Genomic DNA, 19,003 nt, shown 5'->3' with positions numbered 1-19,003 from the left:
TTAATAATCCTCGTACCAACTGCGGCCATCTTGGGTAATCATGGCGATGGAGGCGACCGGCCCCCAAGAGCCTGCCGGGTAACGGCGCGGCGGGGTTTCGCGGGCTTTCCAACCGTCGATGAGCTGGTCGCACCAACGCCAAGCGTGCTCAACTTCGTCACGGCGCACGAACAGATACTGTTGGCCTTTCATAACTTCCAGCAGCAAGCGCTCATAGGCGTCTGGGATACGTGATTTAGGGAACGCGCTGTTAAAGTCCAGGTGCAACGGGCCAGGACGCAGGCGCATGCCTTTATCCAAACCGCTGTCTTTGGTGAGCACTTGAAGCGCGATCCCTTCATCCGGCTGCAGGCGAATAATCAGCTTGTTAGACGCAATTCCCCGCTGGTCAGGGTCAAAAATATAGTGCGGCTGCTGGCGGAAGTGGATCACGATTTGGGACAGTTTTTCAGGCATACGCTTACCGGTACGCAGGTAGAACGGCACACCCGCCCAGCGCCAATTTGAAACCTCAGTTTTCATTGCCACAAAGGTTTCGGTCTGGCTTTGGGTATTCGCCCCTTCTTCTTCCAGGTAGCCCGGTACCGGCTGACCATCGTTGGTGCCCGCGGTATATTGCCCACGTACTACATCACGCCCCAGCGCTTCACCGGTAAACGGCTTTAGGGCTTTAAGCACTTTTACTTTCTCATCACGAATCGCGTCGGCATCCAGGTTGGAAGGCGGATCCATGGCAATCAAGCATAGCAATTGGAGCAAGTGGTTTTGCACCATATCGCGGAGCTGCCCAGCATCATCGAAGTAGCCCCAGCGCCCTTCAATACCGACCTTTTCTGCAACGGTAATTTCTACATGGGAAATGTGGTTCTGATTCCATTGCGTCCCGAATAACGGGTTAGCAAAGCGCAGCGCAATCAGGTTTTGTACCGTTTCTTTACCTAAATAGTGGTCAATACGGTAAATACGCGACTCAGGAAAAACGGCCCCAATTGCGTCGTTAACTTCTTCTGATGACACTAGATCGTAGCCGATGGGTTTCTCAACGATGACCCGCGTTTGCTCATCCAGGCTGCCACTCGCCTCAAGGTTGCGGCAAATATCGCCGTAGATCATGGCGCCAACGGATAAATAAACCACCATGGGGCGATCGGAGCCTTCGCGCCATTCACGTATTTGCTCAAAACCCTCAGCTTTTTTGAAATCCAGCTGGCAATAGTCAAGCCGATTTAGAAAACGCTCGAGACTCTCTTTATCTTGCTCATCTTTTTTTAGCCGCTTTTGCAGCGCGCCGCTTACTAATTGGCGGAATGCAGCGGTGTCATGCGCTTGACGTGCCAGCCCCATAATCCGCGTGCTTGCGGGCATTAAGCCCTCACGGTCAAGGTGATAAAGCGCAGGAAACAGCTTGCGCATCGCAAGATCGCCCAGCGCCCCAAACAGCGCTAAATCAATAGCGTGTTTCTGATCGCCCAGCGGGGAATGTGACTGGCTCATCTCAGCTCCTATTTATAATTAGATGATCTAATGTAGTTAGATTACCTAAAATCTATCTGATATCGGGCATTATACGCAACATTACATGTAATTTTACTACAAAAAAATAGCACTGCCTCCCCAATTACAACTTTAAACGTTATTTACGTCTCTATTTGAGCAGTGTCGACCCTGAGCAGTACCGATGCCGACACCTAACGTTATACCGCTTTATTGTTACCTTTCATTCCACTCTACGCCCCTTGGATACGCCATCGCTACGCCCCTTGAGGATGAGGTGACATTGCGCGTAATTGGCGACGCTGGCAGTGACTAAAGCGCTGCTCATCAACATGCTCGCAGCACTCTACGACAACAACAATGAGGTATTTACATTATGGCAACGTCTCGCCCAATTATGATGCCACTGCTAAGCGCCACGCTGGCTGCCAGTGCCGCCCTTCCCGCCGTTGCGTTTGAGGACGACCGCCTGACTATCTGGATGGGTGATAATAAAGGTCAAGCAGGCATTCGCGCAGTTGCCGAGCAGTTTCTTGAAGAAACCGGCATCGAAGTTGAGGTGGTATTTCCCGATAACCTTACCGACCGCTTTCAGCAAGCGGCGGGAAGTGGCCAGGGACCGGATATCGTCATTTGGGCTCACGATCGCATGGGCGAGTGGGCACAAAGCGGCTTATTGAAACAAGTCGCCCCTAGTGACGGCTTCCGCGAAGCGTTTTACGACTTTACCTGGGAAGCTGCGCTGTGGAATGGTGAAACCTACGGCTACCCGATATCGGTAGAGTCACTGGGCCTCATTTACAACAAAGCCTTGGTAGAAACACCGCCAGAAAGCTTTGCCGAACTGATGGAGCTTGACGAAATGCTCTCTCAAGACGGCAAAAAGGCCATCCTATTTGATTACAGCGAGCCGTATTACGGCTGGACCCTGCTAGCGGCCAACGGCGGCTACCCTTTCAAGCAAACCGACAGCGGCTATGACGTCAGCGATATCGGCGTTAACAACGAAGGTGCCTTTCAAGGGGCTGAACTGCTGGTTGAGTTGATCGAAAGCGATGTACTACCCCGCGGTACTGATTACAACCTGATGGACACCCGCTTTAACCAGGGCGAAGTGGCGACCATGATTAGCGGCCCATGGGCCTGGCCGAACCTGGAGCGTAGCGGAATTGACTACGGCGTCGCACTACTGCCGAAAGTGGGGGATGAACGTGCTAAACCCATGTTTGGCGTGATGACGGCAATGATTAACTCCGCCACACCCAATGATTTTCTCGCCGTGGAGTTTTTAGAAAACTACCTGCTTAGCGAAGAGGGCATGCACACATTCAACAGCGACGGCTCACTGGGAGCGGTTGCTCATATCGATTATCAGGCTGAGCTTGCTGATAACCCTAACATTGCCGCGACGCTTGAAAATGCCGAAGTCGGTATGCCCATGCCAAATATTCCTGAAATGGGTGCTTTCTGGGCAGCCATGGAGCCCGCCCTGCAAAACATCGGCAGTGGACGTCAATCGCCCCAAGAAGCGCTGGATGCCGCTGCGCGGCGTATGCGCCAGTAAGCTTTTTCTGCCCCTTCTGCCCGGTCGCCAATGCCACCGGGCAGCTTTCAGGATGTCACTATGTATACCACTAACGCCTCTCGTGGCCTTCCCCGCCACCGCTCTCGCCATCTCACCGAACGTTACACCCGCTGGGCACTGCGCTGCATCATTGCCACCTTGGTAATCGCGCTGTTATGGCTGGTAGTTGCCTTCCACCTTAACGGCCAGTGGATGTTCGCACTGCTCTTTCTAGTGCTGGGCGCCTCGCTAGGCGTGGTGTTTACTAAACGCACGTTAATGAGCCACCGGTATATTTTTCCTGCCGTGGCGGGGCTGGGCGTATTTGTTATTTTCCCGCTGCTTTACACCATCGGCATTAGCTTTAGTAATTACAGCTCCAGCAACTTGCTATCGGAAGAGCGCGTGCGCGGCCAACTAATGAGCCAAACCTATCAACAGGAAGGCAACGCGTTTGAGCTAACGCTTTACCAAGCAGGTGAGCTTGTCCGCTTATACCTGGAAAACAGTGAGGCAGACACGCCCCAGCGTTTCGTTTCGTCACCGCTCAACTTCGCCAACCATGAAACCCGCCAAATAGGCATTCAGGCAGTAGACGCTTCGCCTGCCCAAGAGCCACTGGGGATGCGCGCTATTATTCAGGCACGTGATTCTCTGCAAGGGCTTAGGCTGCTGACACCTGATGGCGCGGAGCTGCGTATGGCAGGGTTACGCCAGTTTGCTCCTATGGTAGATCGCTACGAAGCACGTGAAGACGGCTCGCTTTATGATCGCCGCGATGACCGCGTTCTTACCCCCGACCCCGCTAGCGGATTTTTTGTCGCTGATAACGGCGAAAGCATCACGCCGGGATGGCCTGTTAACGTAGGGTTTACCAACTATACGAAGATATTCACCGATCCCGACATTCGTGGTCCCTTCATGCAGATCTTTGTGTGGACCTTTGTGTTTGCCGCACTGACGGTGGTCTTCACCCTAGCCGTTGGCTTTGTCTTGGCGTCACTGTTGCAGTGGGACCAACTCAAGGGCAAAGCCGTTTATCGCACGCTGTTAATTCTGCCTTACGCCGTGCCCGCCTTTATCTCCATCCTGATATTTAAAGGCATGTTTAACCAACACTTCGGTGAAGTGAATATGATTCTGGACACGCTGTTTGGCGTTCGGCCAGAGTGGTTCACTGACCCGTGGCTGGCGCGCTCCATGCTATTGATTGTTAATACCTGGTTGGGCTACCCCTATATGTTGCTGCTGTGTATGGGGCTAATCCAAGCCATCCCCCAAGATCTCTACGAAGCCTCGGCGGTAGATGGCGGCGGCCCCATTACCAACTTGTTCAAGATTACCCTGCCACTGATTATTAAACCGCTAACACCGCTGTTAATTGCTGCCTTTGCATTTAACTTCAATAACTTTGTGCTAATTGCGCTATTAACCGGCGGCAACCCTGACATTTTGGGCGCCAGCACACCAGCAGGCACCACCGATCTCTTGGTCAGCTACACCTACCGCATTGCCTTCCAGGATGCCGGACAGAACTTTGGGCTGGCAGCCGCCATCGCAACGCTCATTTTCCTCTTGGTCGCGGGTATGTCGTTACTCAATTTGCGCCTTTCCAAGGTTAAGGTTTAGGAGGTTACTCATGGCCATGGTTCAACCCCGCTCTGTGGGTGCGCGCCGCTTGGGCGCACACCTTGCACTGATCTGCTTTGTTTCGCTGATTGTCTTCCCACTGTTGTTGGTGATTTCAATCTCATTTCGCGAGGGTAACTTTGCCTCTGGCAGCTTGATTCCCGAGAATTTCTCGTTGGAACACTGGTCGCTAGCACTGGGAATTCCCTGGGAACGCCCGGATGGCAGTATTGTTCAACCGCCTTTTCCCGTGCTGCTGTGGCTGTGGAACTCGATAAAAGTGGCGGTGGTTTCTTCGGTGCTGATTCTAATGTTAGCGACGACGAGCGCTTACGCTTTCGCACGCATGCGCTTTAAAGGCAAAGAACCGCTTTTGAAAGGCATGCTGATTTTTCAGATGTTTCCAGCCGTGCTGTCGCTCGTGGCGCTTTACGCCCTGTTTGATCGGCTGGGGCAGTTTGTTGGCTGGTTAGGCATCAATACCCACGGCGCACTGATCGTGGCATCACTGGGCGCGGTCGCGCTGCATATCTGGACCATTAAAGGCTACTTTGAGTCGATTGATGGCTCGCTGGAAGAAGCGGCGATGGTCGATGGCGCCAGCACCTGGCAGGCGTTCCGCTACATTCTGCTACCGCTGTCGATTCCTATTCTGATGGTGGTTTTCATTCTGGCTTTTGTGATGAGCATCATGGAATATCCCATGGCCTCAGTACTACTGGTGGATGAACACAAACTCACTCTGGCGGTAGGTGCCCAACAATACCTTGCTGACCACAACCAGCGCTGGGGCAACTTTGCCGCTGCTGCAGTGCTTTCCGGCCTGCCCATTACCGTTGCGTTCTTGATCTGCCAGCGCTGGATTATTGGCGGATTAACCGCTGGGGGCGTCAAAGGCTAAATTCCTGGATTTAACTCATAAGTGCAGCACTCCCGCTTCCTCGCTTGAGCACCTTGCTCGTCACCGGCCCTATTGATGGGGCCGGTTTTTTCATCACTGTATTGATTACTTGAGTATTTTTTAGAGAAATTTTACGGACTTTTTGTGATTGTCATGGTGTTATATCGCGATAAACATTAGGGCAATTTAAGAGCGGATCTATGACCACCTTTCCCAGCGGGATTTACTATCGAGACGCTTACCGCAATTGGGCACAAATATTTAAAATCATGGCAGTGTTATGGTTAGTGCTTGCCATGTTTATGACACTGCCTTGGATTGTTCTGGTGTTTGAAAAAGATCCTGACGCTCCTGCGTTCGGAATGTCGCTTCTCATTATTCTGAGCGCCACGCTGATCACTTGGTTGCTAACCCGCCGAGTATCGCTGGAGCTGAAGCCTTGGCAAATGTTTATCTTGACGGCGGGCAGTTGGACCAGCATTAGCTGTTTTGCCAGCCTTCCACTTATCTTAGGTGCGCCCCAACTTAGCGTCACGAATGCAGTCTTTGAGTCGGTCTCCGCGATCACCACTACCGGTTCGACCATTTTAACGGGGATCGAAGAGTTATCCGACGGACTAAAGCTGTGGCGAGGCTTAATGCAGTGGATGGGTGGTATCGGCATTATCGTCATGGGCATCGCTATTCTGCCGTTTCTTAAAGTAGGCGGCATGCGGCTATTCCACACTGAATCTTCGGATTGGTCCGATAAAGTAATGCCTCGTACGGGGGGTATTGCAAAAGCGACGCTAACTATCTACGTGGCGCTGACCCTACTGGCCATACTGAGCTATTGGGTCGGTGGAATGCTGCCACTAGATGCCGTGGTTCACGGGATGACATCATTGGCGACCGGTGGCTTTGCCAACTCTGACGCCTCGTTTGGTGCCTACGCGGAGCAACCGTGGTTGGTATGGATGGGTAGCCTTTTTATGCTGAGTGGTGCGCTACCCTTCGTCTTATATATTCGCTTTATTCGTACCTCCCGCAGCGCCCTGTGGAAAGACCAACAGGTGCGTGGTTTGTTAAAACTGCTGCTAGCGGCAATTTTAGTTCTTAGCACATGGCGCGTTTTACAAGGCGATGATTGGTTTGTCTCGCTCACCCACGTCACGTTTAACGTCATTTCAGTTGTGACTACCACTGGCTATGCATCCGACGACTATACGCTGTGGGGTTCATTACCCATCGTGGCGTTCTTCTATCTTACGTTTATAGGTGGCTGTAGCGGCTCTACCAGCGGTGGTATGAAAGTTTTCCGGTTCCAAATCGCTATGCTGATGCTGCGTAATCAGTTGCGCTACCTAATTCACGCGAATGGTGTTTTCACAACGCGCTATAATCAGCAGCCGGTGACCAATGATATTTCCCGTAGCGTAGTGGCCTTCTCTTTCTTCTTTTTTATCACGATTGCAGTGCTTGCCTTGAGCCTTTCAGCATTGGGACTGGACTTAGTCACTGCCCTTTCCGGTGCGGCCACTGCGGTGGCGAATGTAGGCCCGGGTCTCGGTGACACCATTGGCCCTGCAGGTAACTTTGCAACTCTACCCGATGCCGCTAAATGGCTACTGTGCATCGGTATGTTAATGGGGCGCCTGGAGATTTTAACGGTCGTGGTGCTGCTCACACCGATGTTCTGGCGACGCTAACCTTGTTAGAACCGTGCTACGTTTCAGGGCGCAGCGCGGCTTCTACCAGCAATCGATATCCGACGCCTGCTTCTGTTTGAAGCAAGGTGGGTGTTTGTGGGTCATCTCCCAGCTTCTGCCTTAGCCGGCTGATCACAATGCGCAAATAGTGCGTATCATCAACATGCGTTGGCCCCCATATCTCTTTTAACAGCTGGGTCTGGGTAACGACTCGCCCAGCGTAGCGGCACAGGCGTGCTAACACAGCGAACTCTTTGCGCGTTAAATGCACGTCTTCTTGCTGTAGTGTGACACGCCTTAGTTCCAGATCAATCGCTAACCCCTGACTGATATAATAACTTGATGTTTGCTCTCCCCGAGCTTTCTGGGCCAAGCGCAATACAGCTCTTATACGCGCGAGTAACTCTTGAATGCCAAAGGGCTTAGTAACGTAATCGTTAGCACCGTTATCCAACGAAAAGACTTTCTCTTCTTCCCGGTCACGAACAGATACCACAATGACCGGCACGGGACTGTGCTCACGTATACCCTGTAGTACTTCGTGGCCATCCATATCAGGTAAGCCTAAATCGAGCAGCACGACGTCAGGGGCTTGGGTATACACCATGGCTAACGCTTGCTCGCCATTCTCTGCTTCCAATACTGCGTAGCCCTGAGAGGCTAAACTGATACGCAGAAATCGCCGAATCTGCTGCTCATCATCAACAATTAGAATGCGACCGCTGCCTTCACTCTTCATCACCCCTCCTAATATCTGCACCTAACAGTGGCAGCGTTATAATAATCGCGGTACCTCGCCCACTTTCGCCCGTACTGGCCATAATAGTGCCGCCATGGGCGCCAATCATGCCACGACATATGGCCAAACCAAGGCCGCTGCCGTGGGCACTTCTATCGCCGTCGCCACCGCTGTAAAACATATCGAATACCTGCTCGCGCAGCTCGGGGGAAATACCAGGGCCTTGATCTTCAACAGTAATCACCAACGTTGCGGGGTCACCTTCCGCGCAGTGCGCCTTTATGCTCAATTCCCCCCCTGGAGGTGAAAAACGTTGAGCGTTATCCAAGACATTGACCAACGCTTGCTCTACCAGCGCAGGGTGGACATAAAGTAGCGGTAACGAAGGAGGCCAGGACTTGCGCACAACGACATGCTTAAGTGACTGACCCAAGCGCTTGAGCGCTGAGTTAATAACGTCGTCAAACGCTACCCAGTCTCGCTCAATTTTTAACGTACCGTGGCCTAGTCGGGTCATATCCAACAAGTTTTGTATGTATCGATTGAGCCGCTCACTTTCGGACAAAATGCCATCAAGCAGCTCACGTTGGTCGCTATCGCTTAGCTGCGGCTTGAGTTCAATCAACGAGCTGGCTGAACCAATAATAGAAGAGAGTGGTGTACGTAGGTCATGAGACACCGACGAGAGTAACGCAGAGCGCAGACGTTCATTCTCTTCGGAGACACGGGTTGTATTCAGCTCTGCCACTAGTCGGGTGCGCTCTAGCGCCATACTAAGCTGACGCACCAGCGTATCCATTAACGACTCGCGTTCGTAGGTGAGCGCTTTTTGGCTTTCCGACAGTTTAAGCGCCAGCATCCCTACTTTTTCTCCCTGCACGGTCAGGGGTATCAAGCGCCAAGCCTGTTGACTCAGGGTGTCTGTGCCTTGGCCACTGGGCTTTTGATGCTGCCAACTCCATACCGCCGCTTGCTTAGCGGCCATGTCCAGACGCACCGAATCCGGCAGCGCCTGCACAACTCGCACTTCATTCGCGCTTTCGGCGCTTTCAATAAATACCGTGGGCACCGCAAAGCACTGCACCAATGTATCAACGCCAATTTTTGCTGCACTGGCGCTGTCTGTCGCGGTTGATAGCTGTTCGGCATAACGCAACAAAAGTTGGGTCTGATCGCGGCTAGCGCGCAGTGCAATTAAACGCCGACGTCCCCTGCCCGCAAGCTGCCCAACCACCACGGCTACGAGCAAGAAGAACACTGCGGTCAGCAGTTGCCCACGCTCTACCATGGCAAAGGTTAGACGTGGCTCGGTAAAGAAGAAGTTGAACGCTAAAAAGCTCGCGATGGCACTGAACATTGCCATGGCGGTACCCGCCCAAACGGCACTAAACAGTACGGCCACTAAAAACACTAGGGGTAAGTTGGCCAGCTCAAGCCAGGGCTCTAGCATGACAGCCACCCCTAGGGATGCCATCACCGCCAAGCTAGTGGCCAGTAATTGGGGAGGATGCAGTTTCCAGCCATGCCGCCATCTATTGGCGCGTTGTTTTACGGCCCCTTGTGCCACTACAACAATATCGAATGCCTCGGCATGCGCCATCAAACGTTGAGCCAGTGGCCGTGACCATTTCCACCAGCGACGCTTCGCTTCGCGGCCTACCACAATGGTGGTCGCATTAATTGAACGTGCATAGTTGAGCACTTCGCTTAGCTGACTATGCCCTTGTAAACGTATTGAATCGCCACCCAGCCGAGTAACCAGGCTAAAAACTTGTTCAACAGCTAGTTGCTGCTCTGGGGAAACAATTCCTTTATCAACATAGACCGCTCGCCAGACCGCCAAGCGCCGCTCTGCCATCCGATGAGCCGCGCGAACCAGCGATACGTCGTCTTCACTGCCATTAATCACCACCAACAGGTGCGGTCTTACCGGCCAGGGGCCTGCCCTACCACCCGCATCCATGGCTACCTTCACATCAGCATCTACTCGCTCGGCCATGGTTTGAATTGCCAGCTCACGCAGCGCGTTGAGATTGGATTCATTAAAGTAACCTTCCATGGCAGCACGGGCTTGTTCGGGTATATAGACTTTGCCACGCCTTAAGCGCTCAAGAAGCTCGTCAGGCGTTAAATCAACAAGCGATACATCTCGGGCGCGCTCTAACAGCGCATCGGGCACCGTTTCGCGCATGCGAATCCCAGTAATCCGCGCGACATCATCATTCAAGCTTTCGAGATGCTGGACATTAACGGTTGTCCACACGTCAATACCTGCATTGAGCAGCTCTTCAATATCCTGGTAGCGGCGCGAGTGCCGACTGCCAGGGATATTACGGTGGGCAAGTTCATCTACCAATAAAATAGTGGGGCGTCGCGCCAGGGCGGCATCAATATCAAATTCATAGAAGGTTCTGCCATGGTGCTTTAAAGGCGCTAGCGGAAGCCGCTCCACCCCATCGCACAAGGCTTCGGTATCTGCGCGCCCATGCGACTCCACCACGCCAATGACAATATCTTCACCTTCCTCTGCCCGTTCACGGGCGGTGCGAAGCATGGTGTATGTCTTACCCACACCGGGTGCGGCTCCCAGAAATACACGCAAACAGCCGCGCGCCTCTCGGCGCGCGGCTTTTAGCAATGTATTGGGATCGGGTCGCTGATCCGCTGAATACATTGGTTTACTCCATGGTGTCTGAAGCCACCGGGGTGACGGGAGCTGGGGTTAATGGCGCTGCGGTGGTTGATGATACTGGAAAACGATCATCCAAACTGACATTCAGCCGCAACACATTCACCACCGGCGAGCCCAGCCAGCCTGTGTTTTCAAGTGCTTGATCAATTAGCGCCATCACAGTAGCTTCGTCGATGCCGCGTGCTTGCGCTACTCTGGCAACCTGTAGCTCAGCCGCCTCGAGGGAGATATGCGGGTCGATACCGGAGCCAGACGCGGTAATCAGATCAACAGGGATTTGATCGACACTTACGTCTTCACGTTGAGCAATGACATTTGCATCTGCCTGGGCGCGCTCGCGCAGCGATACGTTACTCGGCGCCAGATTAGATCCTGAGACGCCACCTGCGTCATTGCCCGCCGCTGATGGGCGACCAATAAAGTACTCATCGCTGACAAACGTCTGGGATACCAGGCTTGACCCGACCACCCGACCAGAGGCATCTCGAATCAAACTCCCTTGCGCTTGCTCGGGGAATAACCAGCCGCCCAGTGTTGTGGTAACCAACGGGTAAATCAGTCCCAGAAGAACGGCCATTACCACCATAAAGCGAAGTGCATTGCCCCAGGAGGCCTTTGCCTGTAGCACCTCGTCATTCGCAGCGATCTGGCGTTTCATATCTACATTCATCACGTTTCTCCTAGATAAATAACGCAATCAGCATGTCGAGAAGCTTGATGGCGGGGAATGGCAGTAGCAGCCCACCCAGTCCATAAATCAGCAGATTTCGACGCAACAACTCTGTCGCCGATGCCGCCTTTACAGACACACCGCGCAAGGCAAATGGAATCAATGCCGGAATGATCAAGGCGTTGAACAGCACTGCCGCTAGCACCGCTGTGGTCGGCGAGTGCAAATTCATAACATCGAGTACGCCTAGTGCAGGAAAACTGGCGGCAAACAGCGCTGGCAAAATAACAAAGTATTTAGCCACATCATTCGCCAGCGAGAACGTCGTCAGCGCGCCTCGGGTAACCAGCAACTGCTTGCCAATTTCTACCGCACTAATCAGCTTGCCAGGATCAGAGTCCAGATCCACCATATTGGCCGCTTCACGGGCTGCCTGGGTGCCAGAGTTCATGGCCAACCCTAGATCCGCTTGAGCAAGAGCAGGAGCATCGTTAGTACCGTCACCCACCATGGCAACCAAACGACCACTGGCCTGCTCTTCGCGAATCAACGCTAGCTTGCGCTCTGGCGTGGCTTCGGCAATGTAGTCGTCCACGCCTGCCGTCGCGGCAATAGCCGACGCCGTAATCGGGTTGTCGCCCGTGATCATTACGGTTTTGATACCCATAGCACGCAGTTCAGCAAACTTCTCCGCGATACCGCTTTTAATCACATCAGACAGCGCCACCACGCCCAAAATCTGATTACCTTCTGCCACCGCAATGGGGGTTGCGCCATCCCGTGAAATACGTGCAATGACCTGCTCGTAATCGCTGGGTATGTCACCGCCTTGAGCTTTTACCCATTCCGCAATCGCATTCGGTGCTCCCTTGCGCAGCTTTTTGCCGCCGATCAGATCAACGCCTGACAGGCGTGTTTCAGCACTGAACGCTTCAAAGACTGCACCATCGGTTTCTTGTCTAAGCTGGACATCAACGCCCTGTTCAGTGGCTAGCTCTACAATTGAGCGACCTTCCGGCGTAGGGTCTTCCAGGGACGTTAAAAAGGCCACGTCACGGACTCGCTGACGCGGAACCTGCTGGCAGGGAGCAAACTCCGTCGCACGGCGATCGCCAAGCGTTATCGTGCCGGTTTTATCCAGCAGCAAGGTGTCGATGCTGCCAGCAATCTCAACGGCTTTACCGGATTTAGCCACCAAGTTAGCCCGCATGGCGCGCTCCATACCCGCAATACCGATAGCAGGCAAGAGGCCACCAATAGTGGTGGGAATTAAACACACCAGCAGTGCCACGAGCATCACCGTGGAGGTTTCAACGCCCACAAAAGCCGCCATGGGTACCAAGGTGACGACCACGATTAAAAACACCAGCGTCAGCATTGCCAAGAGTACCGATAGCGCCAGCTCGGAAGGTGTCTTCTGACGGTTGGCGCCTTCTACCAAGGCAATCATGCGATCTAACAACGATTCGCCAGGGTTAGCGCTAACTTCAATAATCAGATAATCCGACAGCACTTTGGTACCGGCACTGACACCGCTGTTATCAGTGCCCGCTTCACGCAGTACGGGCGCAGATTCACCGGTGACAGCCGACTCATTGATCGAGGCAGCCCCTTCAACGATATCGCCATCGGCGGGAATCAGCTCCCCTGCAACCACCTTCACACGATCGCCTTTACGGAGAGAGTCGGCCGTTACATTACTCGTCGTACCATCAGCGTTCAGCTTAACCGCCTTCAGCTCTCCCTTGGTTTTACGCAGCGCCCCAGCATGGGCTTTACCACGTGACTCTGCCAACGACTCGGCACCCGTGGCGAACAGAACGGTGGCTAGCAACAACAACGCTATAGCCAACGCAAAACCGCCATTTTCTCCCTGGGCAAAAGCAATGGGTGTCAGCCCAAAGCACACTACGGTACCAATGGCGACCACGGCCATCACAGGGTTTCGCGCAAGTTGTTGAGGCGCAAGTCCTTTCACAGCCCCAGCGACGACCTGGCCAATGGGTAGCGGACGACGCGGCTGTTTAGCAAGCTCAGTATGTGACATCTCGTTTCTCCTAGAAGCCTTGCGTCACGGCTTCAGCAATCGGGCCAAGCACTAACGCCGGTAAGAAGCCCAGCAGGTTAACAATCACAATCACACCGGCGGTCAATCCCATAAATGCCGGACTATCCATCGGCAAGGTGCCGCGTCCTGCGGGTGCCGTGCGCTTCGCTGCCAGCCATCCGGCCACCGCTAATGGCACCAGCATGGGCAGGAATCGACCGACCATCAGGGTGATAACACAGGCAAGGTTCCACCACGGCGTATCATCGCCAAGCCCTTCAAAACCAGAGCCGTTATTAGCAAATGCAGAGGCAAATTCGTAAAGCACTTGGGTTAGGCCGTGGAAACCTGGATTTGAGGTTCCAGCAGCGTTAGGCATTGCTACGGTAAGCGCGGAGAGACCAAGTATGACTAACGGCTGTACCAGGATCGCTAGGGAGATCCAGCGCATTTCACGGGTTTCTAGCGGTTTGCCAAACAGCTCAGGCGCTCTACCGACCATCAATGAGCCAACAAAAGCCGCCAACATCAGATAGAGAAAGAAACCGATAAGCCCAACACCTATGCCACCAAAGGTGACGTTCACAAACATATCCATCAACACCATCATGCCGCCCATGGGGTTGAAGCTGTCGTGCATGGCGTTAACGGAGCCGTTCGATGTTTGTGTCGTCCAACTGCCCCACAAAGCGGAAAGATCGGTACCAAAACGCAGTTCTTTGCCTTCCAGATTAGCGCCGGGCTGGGAAAGCTCGACAAGCGCAGCATTCGGCATACGTTCCGAAGAAACCACAACCGAGGTGGAAATCAGCGAAAACGTCAGCATCACAGCACCAATACCGATCATTAACCGGCGTCGGCCACTAATAAGTGCGATGGCAATCAGTAATGCGAAGGGAATAATCGTCAGCGAAGCGGTTTCAATCACGTTGGCCAACGGCGTTGGGTTTTCAAGCGGAACGCTAGAGTTTGGCCCATACCAGCCACCACCATTGGTGCCTAGCTGTTTGATCGCAACCATTGATGCAACCGGCCCTAAGGGGATCGACTGCACCTCTTCCACTTGCGAATCCAGCATCTCCACCTGATGCGCCGCTTGGTAGCTAGAAGGTACTCCTTGCGAGGTCAGTAACAGCGCCACCACTGCTGCTAGCGGCAACATAACGCGCACTAACGTGCGGGTCATATCATGATAGTAATTGCCAACCCCTTTTACCGTTCCCGCAGGCCGAGCCACTAGCAAAGTACGCGCTATGGCGACTAGCACAGCGAGCCCCGTAGCGGGAGTTAAAAACTGCAGCGTTACAATGGCAAAGGTTTGGCTTAGGTGGGAAAGCTGCGCCTGGCCTGAGTAGTGCTGCTGGTTAGTGTTGGTGGCAAACGATACCGCCGTATGCAGCGCTGTATCCCACTTCATACCGGGTATGCCGTCAGGATTCAGGGGCAATAAGCCCTGACACATAAACACCAGCCATGCCAGCAGTATCAAGCCTACATGCAGTTTCAGAATAGCTAGCGCATAGACTTGCCACGTCATTACGCTTTGACTATTAACGCCTGCTAACCGGTAGATAGGCGTTTCTATCACTCTGAATAGCGTGTCGATTCGGCTTGGCTGGGTACTTAGCGCGCGGGCAATGTATATCCCTAATGGCACACCAAGTAATGCCACGATGGCATAAATGGCGATCATGTCGTTCATGGCAATCTCCTAAAAACGCTCGGGGCAAAATAGCGCGTAAAACAAGTACGCCGCTGTACCGGTCGCGATTATCAACAGTGCAATATTCATCGATGTGCCTCCTTTGATTGGCACCTTGAGCTTAGAGATTGCCTGCGTAAAAAATCGATGGCGTTTAAGGCGTTAGCCGTCAAAAAGATGTAAAAAAACAACTTTTGGCCCATTAAGAGAGCTGCCTGCCATTGCTGCACTCGACAGCTTCCCTATAGATAGGTGACTATCTTCAGTGACATGTCGCCAGAGTGATCTAACCACCGATGAAGATTATTATTTTGGGTGCCGGCCAAGTCGGTGCCACCCTGGCGGAGCACCTTGCCCGCGAAGAAAATGACATCACCGTTGTCGATACCGACGGCGCAAAACTGCGCGAGCTGCACACCAAACTGGATATTCGCACCGTGACGGGCTCGGCGTCGTATCCCATTGTGCTGCGTCAGGCGGGCTGTGAAGACGCCGATATGTTGATTGCGGTGACCAACACCGATGAAATCAATATGATCGCCTGCCAAGTCGCCCATACGCTGTTTCGCACGCCTACCAAAATTGCCCGCGTACGCTCAACCGCCTACCTCACCCGTAAGGGGTTGTTTGCCCACGAAGCGATTCCTATTGATGTATTGATCAGCCCTGAACAAGTGGTTACGGATCATGTTCGCCGCCTGATTGAGCACCCCGGTGCGCTGCAGGTGTTGGAGTTTGCCGGTGGTTTGGTGCAGTTGGTGGCGGTCAAGGCGTTCTACGGCGGCCCACTGGTGGGGCAGGATTTAGCCTTTTTAGCCAAACACATGCCCAACGTGGAAACACGCGTGGCAGCCATTTACCGCCGCAACCGGCCAATTATTCCCCGTGGCGATACGGTGATTGAAGCCGACGACGAGGTGTTTTTCCTGGCCGCACGGCGTGATATTCGCGCGGTAATGAGCGAACTACGCCGCGTTGAACGGGATTTCCGGCGGGTGGTGATTGCCGGTGGCGGCAATATCGGTGAACGCTTGGCCGAGCACTTGGAGCACAGCCACCAAGTTAAGATTATCGAGCACAGTTTAGAGCGCTGTACTGCGCTTTCCGAGCGGCTTGACCGAACGGTGGTACTCCACGGCAGCGCCACCAGCAAGCGGCTGCTGGAAGAAGAGAACATCGAAGACTGCGATATCTTTTGTGCTCTGACCAACGACGACGAGGTCAATATTATGTCGTCGCTGCTGGCCAAACGCTTGGGCGCCAAGAAGGTACTGACACTGATTAACAACGCTGCCTACGTGGACTTGGTTCAGGGGGGCGAAATCGATATCGCCATTTCACCCCAGCAAGCGACCATCGGCAGCCTGCTTACCCACGTCCGCCGGGGCGATATTGTCAACGTACACTCACTTCGCCGTGGTGCTGCGGAAGCCATCGAGGCGATCGCCCACGGTGATAAGCAGTCATCCAAAGTGGTGGGCCGGACCATTGCTGAGATCAATCTGCCTGAAGGCACCACCATTGGTGCCATTGTGCGCGGCAAAGAGGTCATCATTGGCCATGGGGATGTGATGGTAGAGAGCGGCGACCACGTCATTCTGTTCGTGATTGATAAGCGGCGCATTCGTGACGTGGAGCGGCTGTTCCAAGTGGGATTAACGTTCTTTTAAGCCACCCGGAACTCGCCTGTGATGTCGTTAGCATCCATCGTTAATAACGCTATGCGTTAAATCTCCACCGCGCGGCCAATAAACTCAATCGGACCCGTTGGTAAACCAGTGGGTGAACCGGTGTCCTCTTCTAGCGTGAGTTCAAAGAGCTGGTTATTCTCAAGCGGCGGTAACTGGTCTAAACGCAGGCGCAACGGTTGCCCTGGCTCTACTAGACCAAGTGAAACCGGCGCTTGCCAATCATCTGCCTTGGTCCAGAACTCCAGTGCTTTACCTTCGGGCACTTCAAAAGCGCCCAACGGGATCAGTTGAATCTCTTGACGGTTGGCGGCCTGTACGACCCACCCTGCTGATTGAGTTTGCGGCGCTAACAGCACCACCATATATTCCGGCGTTGTTGGTGCAGTAGAGACATTGGTCAATATCACGCCCATGGTCACCGCGGCAGCCAAACCAAGGCCGGTAGCGGCGCGCCAAAATGGCAGGCTGTGCACTAAGCGGCGTGACGTTGGTGCCGCCCTTGGAACACGTACTGATCTTTTCGATTCGGCGTGCATGCTGCGCTCTATGCGCGGCCATAAATAATCTGATGGAGTAACAGGATCAACGATCGCGGTGTAGGGGAAAAACTGCTCTTCCCAGTCAGCCACGATGGTTTGTAATTCTGGATCATTGGCCAAACGTGCCTCAAAGGCTTCTCGCTCAGCGATGGGTAACGAACCTAGCACGTACTCCCCTGCAAGTGCATACAGGTCATCGTTTTCGTTTGAACGTGTCATGACATACACTCCCGCAGGCGAAGTAAACTTCGCTTAATCCAGGCTTTGACAGTGCCTAGCGGCGCGCCAGTGTGTGCAGCAATCTCGGCATGACTTAACCCATCCACGTAGGCATGTAGCACACAGTTGCGGCGCTCGGTTTCCAATTGCTGCAAGCACTCATCCATCTGTTGGCCAGTCTGCCAGTCAAAGGCCTCCGCCGTTGTCGATAATGACTGTTGGTAGGTATCATCATCGGCTAGCTCGCCTGGGTCGTCGATATCCACCCTGATTTCTCGGTCGCGCTGGCGAATAGCGTTTAAGGCTAAGTGGCGGGCAATACTAAATATCCAGGTACGGGCAGAGCCCCGTTCGGGGTCGAAACTATCGGCTCGCTGCCAGATGTTCAGGCAAGCATCGTGGACAATGTCCTCAGCCATACCGCGGTCTTTCACAATGCGCATGACAACGCCAAGCAGTCTGGCACCCTCTTGACGATAAAGCTGATGTAGCGCCGCTTGCTCACCACGCGCGCAGCGGGCAAGTACATCAGCATAATCGAAGTCGTTAGCTATCGTAGACACGCCTATATCAGACACATGCTAGCTCCCTGGTGACACGCCGATACAGTCGCCGATACTATTCACAAATACTATCGCCAATACTGTCACTGTCATCGCCGCTCTTTTGGCTAGCATAGCGGCTAGAGACTCGCGAGACGAGCCTCTAGCCTTACTTAGATGTGTTTATTGAGAAAAACATTGCTTAGCAAAAGTGTTACTTACCACTTAGCAATAAAAGGACTTAGTTAGCTGTCCAGAAAATATAATCTGCCTGGTAGGTGACGACTGCGGTGGCACCGTCATGGCCATCATCGCAAGCCACATCGGGTGCGACACCACCTTGAGTGTTCAGGCGTTGAATGTAGCTAACGCCAGTCATTGCGCCCTCACCTTCCGCAGGATTCGCTTCAACGAGCTGCAACGGGATATTGCCATCACCATTCGCGGCAGTTGCCAACTGAGTGCCGGTCACTTTGGAGCCATCCAACGCTTCCCAAGTAGCAGGCGGTCCATAGTAGCTGCCAACTTGAGCACCATCACTGTCGTTCAGCGCCGCGTGGGGGCCTTTGAATACCCAGCCCATAGTACCGTCACCTTTAGCTTCGCACATGTAGGTAATCGCACCCACACCCACTGTTTCCAGAGCGACGGTATTGCCATCGGGCACTTGAACGTCGGCAGGCGCCATATCGGCCAGCGCAACGTGACTGAAGGATGCAATCAAGGTAGCGGCGAGTGCTGCACGCGTAAGAGGTTGGATAGTCATTTCAGTCTCCTTGGGTTTTGTATCAACCACTGCAAAGTGTGGCTGTATAGGGGATACACACGAGAAGACGTTTTGGATGCACTCTTTTTAGAAAATAATTAAGAAAAAAGCGCCTAAAAA

General features: G+C 53.4%; 14 protein-coding genes. 5 read left to right on the top strand and 9 right to left on the bottom strand.

Annotation, left to right across the window (positions count from 1 at the left end; all coding sequences use genetic code 11):
- The gene (gene zwf / locus NDQ72_07985) at positions 1-1,494 is read right to left on the bottom strand and encodes a glucose-6-phosphate dehydrogenase (protein ID WKD29869.1); all 1,494 of its coding nucleotides are present in this window, start codon (positions 1,492-1,494) and stop codon (positions 1-3) included.
- Positions 1,495-1,870: 376 nt separating this feature from the next.
- On the opposite strand from zwf, the gene malE reads away from it, so the two are divergent.
- The 4 genes from malE to NDQ72_07965 all read left to right on the top strand — a co-directional run bounded on the left by malE (position 1,871) and on the right by NDQ72_07965 (position 7,276).
- The gene (malE, locus tag NDQ72_07980) at positions 1,871-3,058 is read left to right on the top strand and encodes a maltose/maltodextrin ABC transporter substrate-binding protein MalE (GenBank protein WKD29868.1); all 1,188 of its coding nucleotides are present in this window, start codon (positions 1,871-1,873) and stop codon (positions 3,056-3,058) included.
- A gap of 60 nt (positions 3,059-3,118) precedes the next feature.
- The gene (malF, locus tag NDQ72_07975; protein WKD29867.1) at positions 3,119-4,687 is read left to right on the top strand and encodes a maltose ABC transporter permease MalF; all 1,569 of its coding nucleotides are present in this window, start codon (positions 3,119-3,121) and stop codon (positions 4,685-4,687) included.
- A gap of 10 nt (positions 4,688-4,697) precedes the next feature.
- Complete coding sequence (gene malG, locus NDQ72_07970; protein ID WKD29866.1) at positions 4,698-5,588, top strand: maltose ABC transporter permease MalG; 891 nt, start codon at positions 4,698-4,700, stop codon at positions 5,586-5,588.
- A 200-nt stretch (positions 5,589-5,788) separates the two neighbouring features.
- Positions 5,789-7,276, top strand: coding sequence for a TrkH family potassium uptake protein (locus NDQ72_07965; protein WKD29865.1), 1,488 nt, complete (start codon positions 5,789-5,791; stop codon positions 7,274-7,276).
- A 16-nt stretch (positions 7,277-7,292) separates the two neighbouring features.
- On the opposite strand, the gene NDQ72_07960 is transcribed toward NDQ72_07965, so the two are convergent.
- Genes NDQ72_07960 through kdpA form a run of 5 tightly spaced genes read right to left on the bottom strand, consistent with a single transcriptional unit; the run spans position 7,293 to position 15,126 of the window.
- On the bottom strand, positions 7,293-8,015 hold the full coding sequence (locus NDQ72_07960) for a response regulator transcription factor (protein ID WKD29864.1): 723 nt from the start codon (positions 8,013-8,015) through the stop codon (positions 7,293-7,295).
- Positions 8,005-10,689 (bottom strand): sensor histidine kinase KdpD, encoded by a 2,685-nt coding sequence (locus NDQ72_07955; protein WKD29863.1) that lies wholly within the window; start codon positions 10,687-10,689, stop codon positions 8,005-8,007. Before NDQ72_07955 ends, NDQ72_07960 begins: the two co-directional genes overlap by 11 nt.
- A 4-nt stretch (positions 10,690-10,693) precedes the next feature.
- The gene (kdpC, locus tag NDQ72_07950) at positions 10,694-11,377 is read right to left on the bottom strand and encodes a potassium-transporting ATPase subunit KdpC (protein ID WKD29862.1); all 684 of its coding nucleotides are present in this window, start codon (positions 11,375-11,377) and stop codon (positions 10,694-10,696) included.
- Between the two features lie 10 nt (positions 11,378-11,387).
- A complete protein-coding gene (gene kdpB, locus NDQ72_07945; protein WKD29861.1) occupies positions 11,388-13,424 on the bottom strand; it encodes a potassium-transporting ATPase subunit KdpB in 2,037 nt (678 codons plus the stop codon).
- A gap of 10 nt (positions 13,425-13,434) precedes the next feature.
- Positions 13,435-15,126 (bottom strand): potassium-transporting ATPase subunit KdpA, encoded by a 1,692-nt coding sequence (gene kdpA / locus NDQ72_07940; protein ID WKD29860.1) that lies wholly within the window; start codon positions 15,124-15,126, stop codon positions 13,435-13,437.
- A gap of 296 nt (positions 15,127-15,422) precedes the next feature.
- Here kdpA and trkA point away from each other — a divergent pair, with 296 nt between their 5' ends.
- Entirely contained in the window at positions 15,423-16,796 is a 1,374-nt protein-coding gene (trkA, locus tag NDQ72_07935) for a Trk system potassium transporter TrkA (protein WKD29859.1), read from the top strand.
- A 56-nt stretch (positions 16,797-16,852) separates the two neighbouring features.
- On the opposite strand, the gene NDQ72_07930 is transcribed toward trkA, so the two are convergent.
- The 3 genes from NDQ72_07930 to NDQ72_07920 form a co-directional block, all read right to left on the bottom strand.
- Complete coding sequence (locus NDQ72_07930) at positions 16,853-17,575, bottom strand: anti-sigma factor (GenBank protein WKD29858.1); 723 nt, start codon at positions 17,573-17,575, stop codon at positions 16,853-16,855.
- Entirely contained in the window at positions 17,572-18,153 is a 582-nt protein-coding gene (locus tag NDQ72_07925) for a sigma-70 family RNA polymerase sigma factor (GenBank protein WKD29857.1), read from the bottom strand. The genes NDQ72_07930 and NDQ72_07925 overlap by 4 nt, the downstream gene beginning before the upstream one ends.
- Before the next feature lie 205 nt (positions 18,154-18,358).
- Positions 18,359-18,883, bottom strand: coding sequence for a DUF3455 domain-containing protein (locus NDQ72_07920; protein ID WKD29856.1), 525 nt, complete (start codon positions 18,881-18,883; stop codon positions 18,359-18,361).
- Positions 18,884-19,003 lie beyond the last annotated feature (120 nt).

The organism is Halomonas sp. KG2 (genome assembly GCA_030440445.1).
Lineage (GTDB): Bacteria > Pseudomonadota > Gammaproteobacteria > Pseudomonadales > Halomonadaceae > Vreelandella.
The sequence above is the reverse complement of the archived record's forward strand: the minus strand, read 5'-3'. Positions and strand labels throughout refer to the sequence as shown.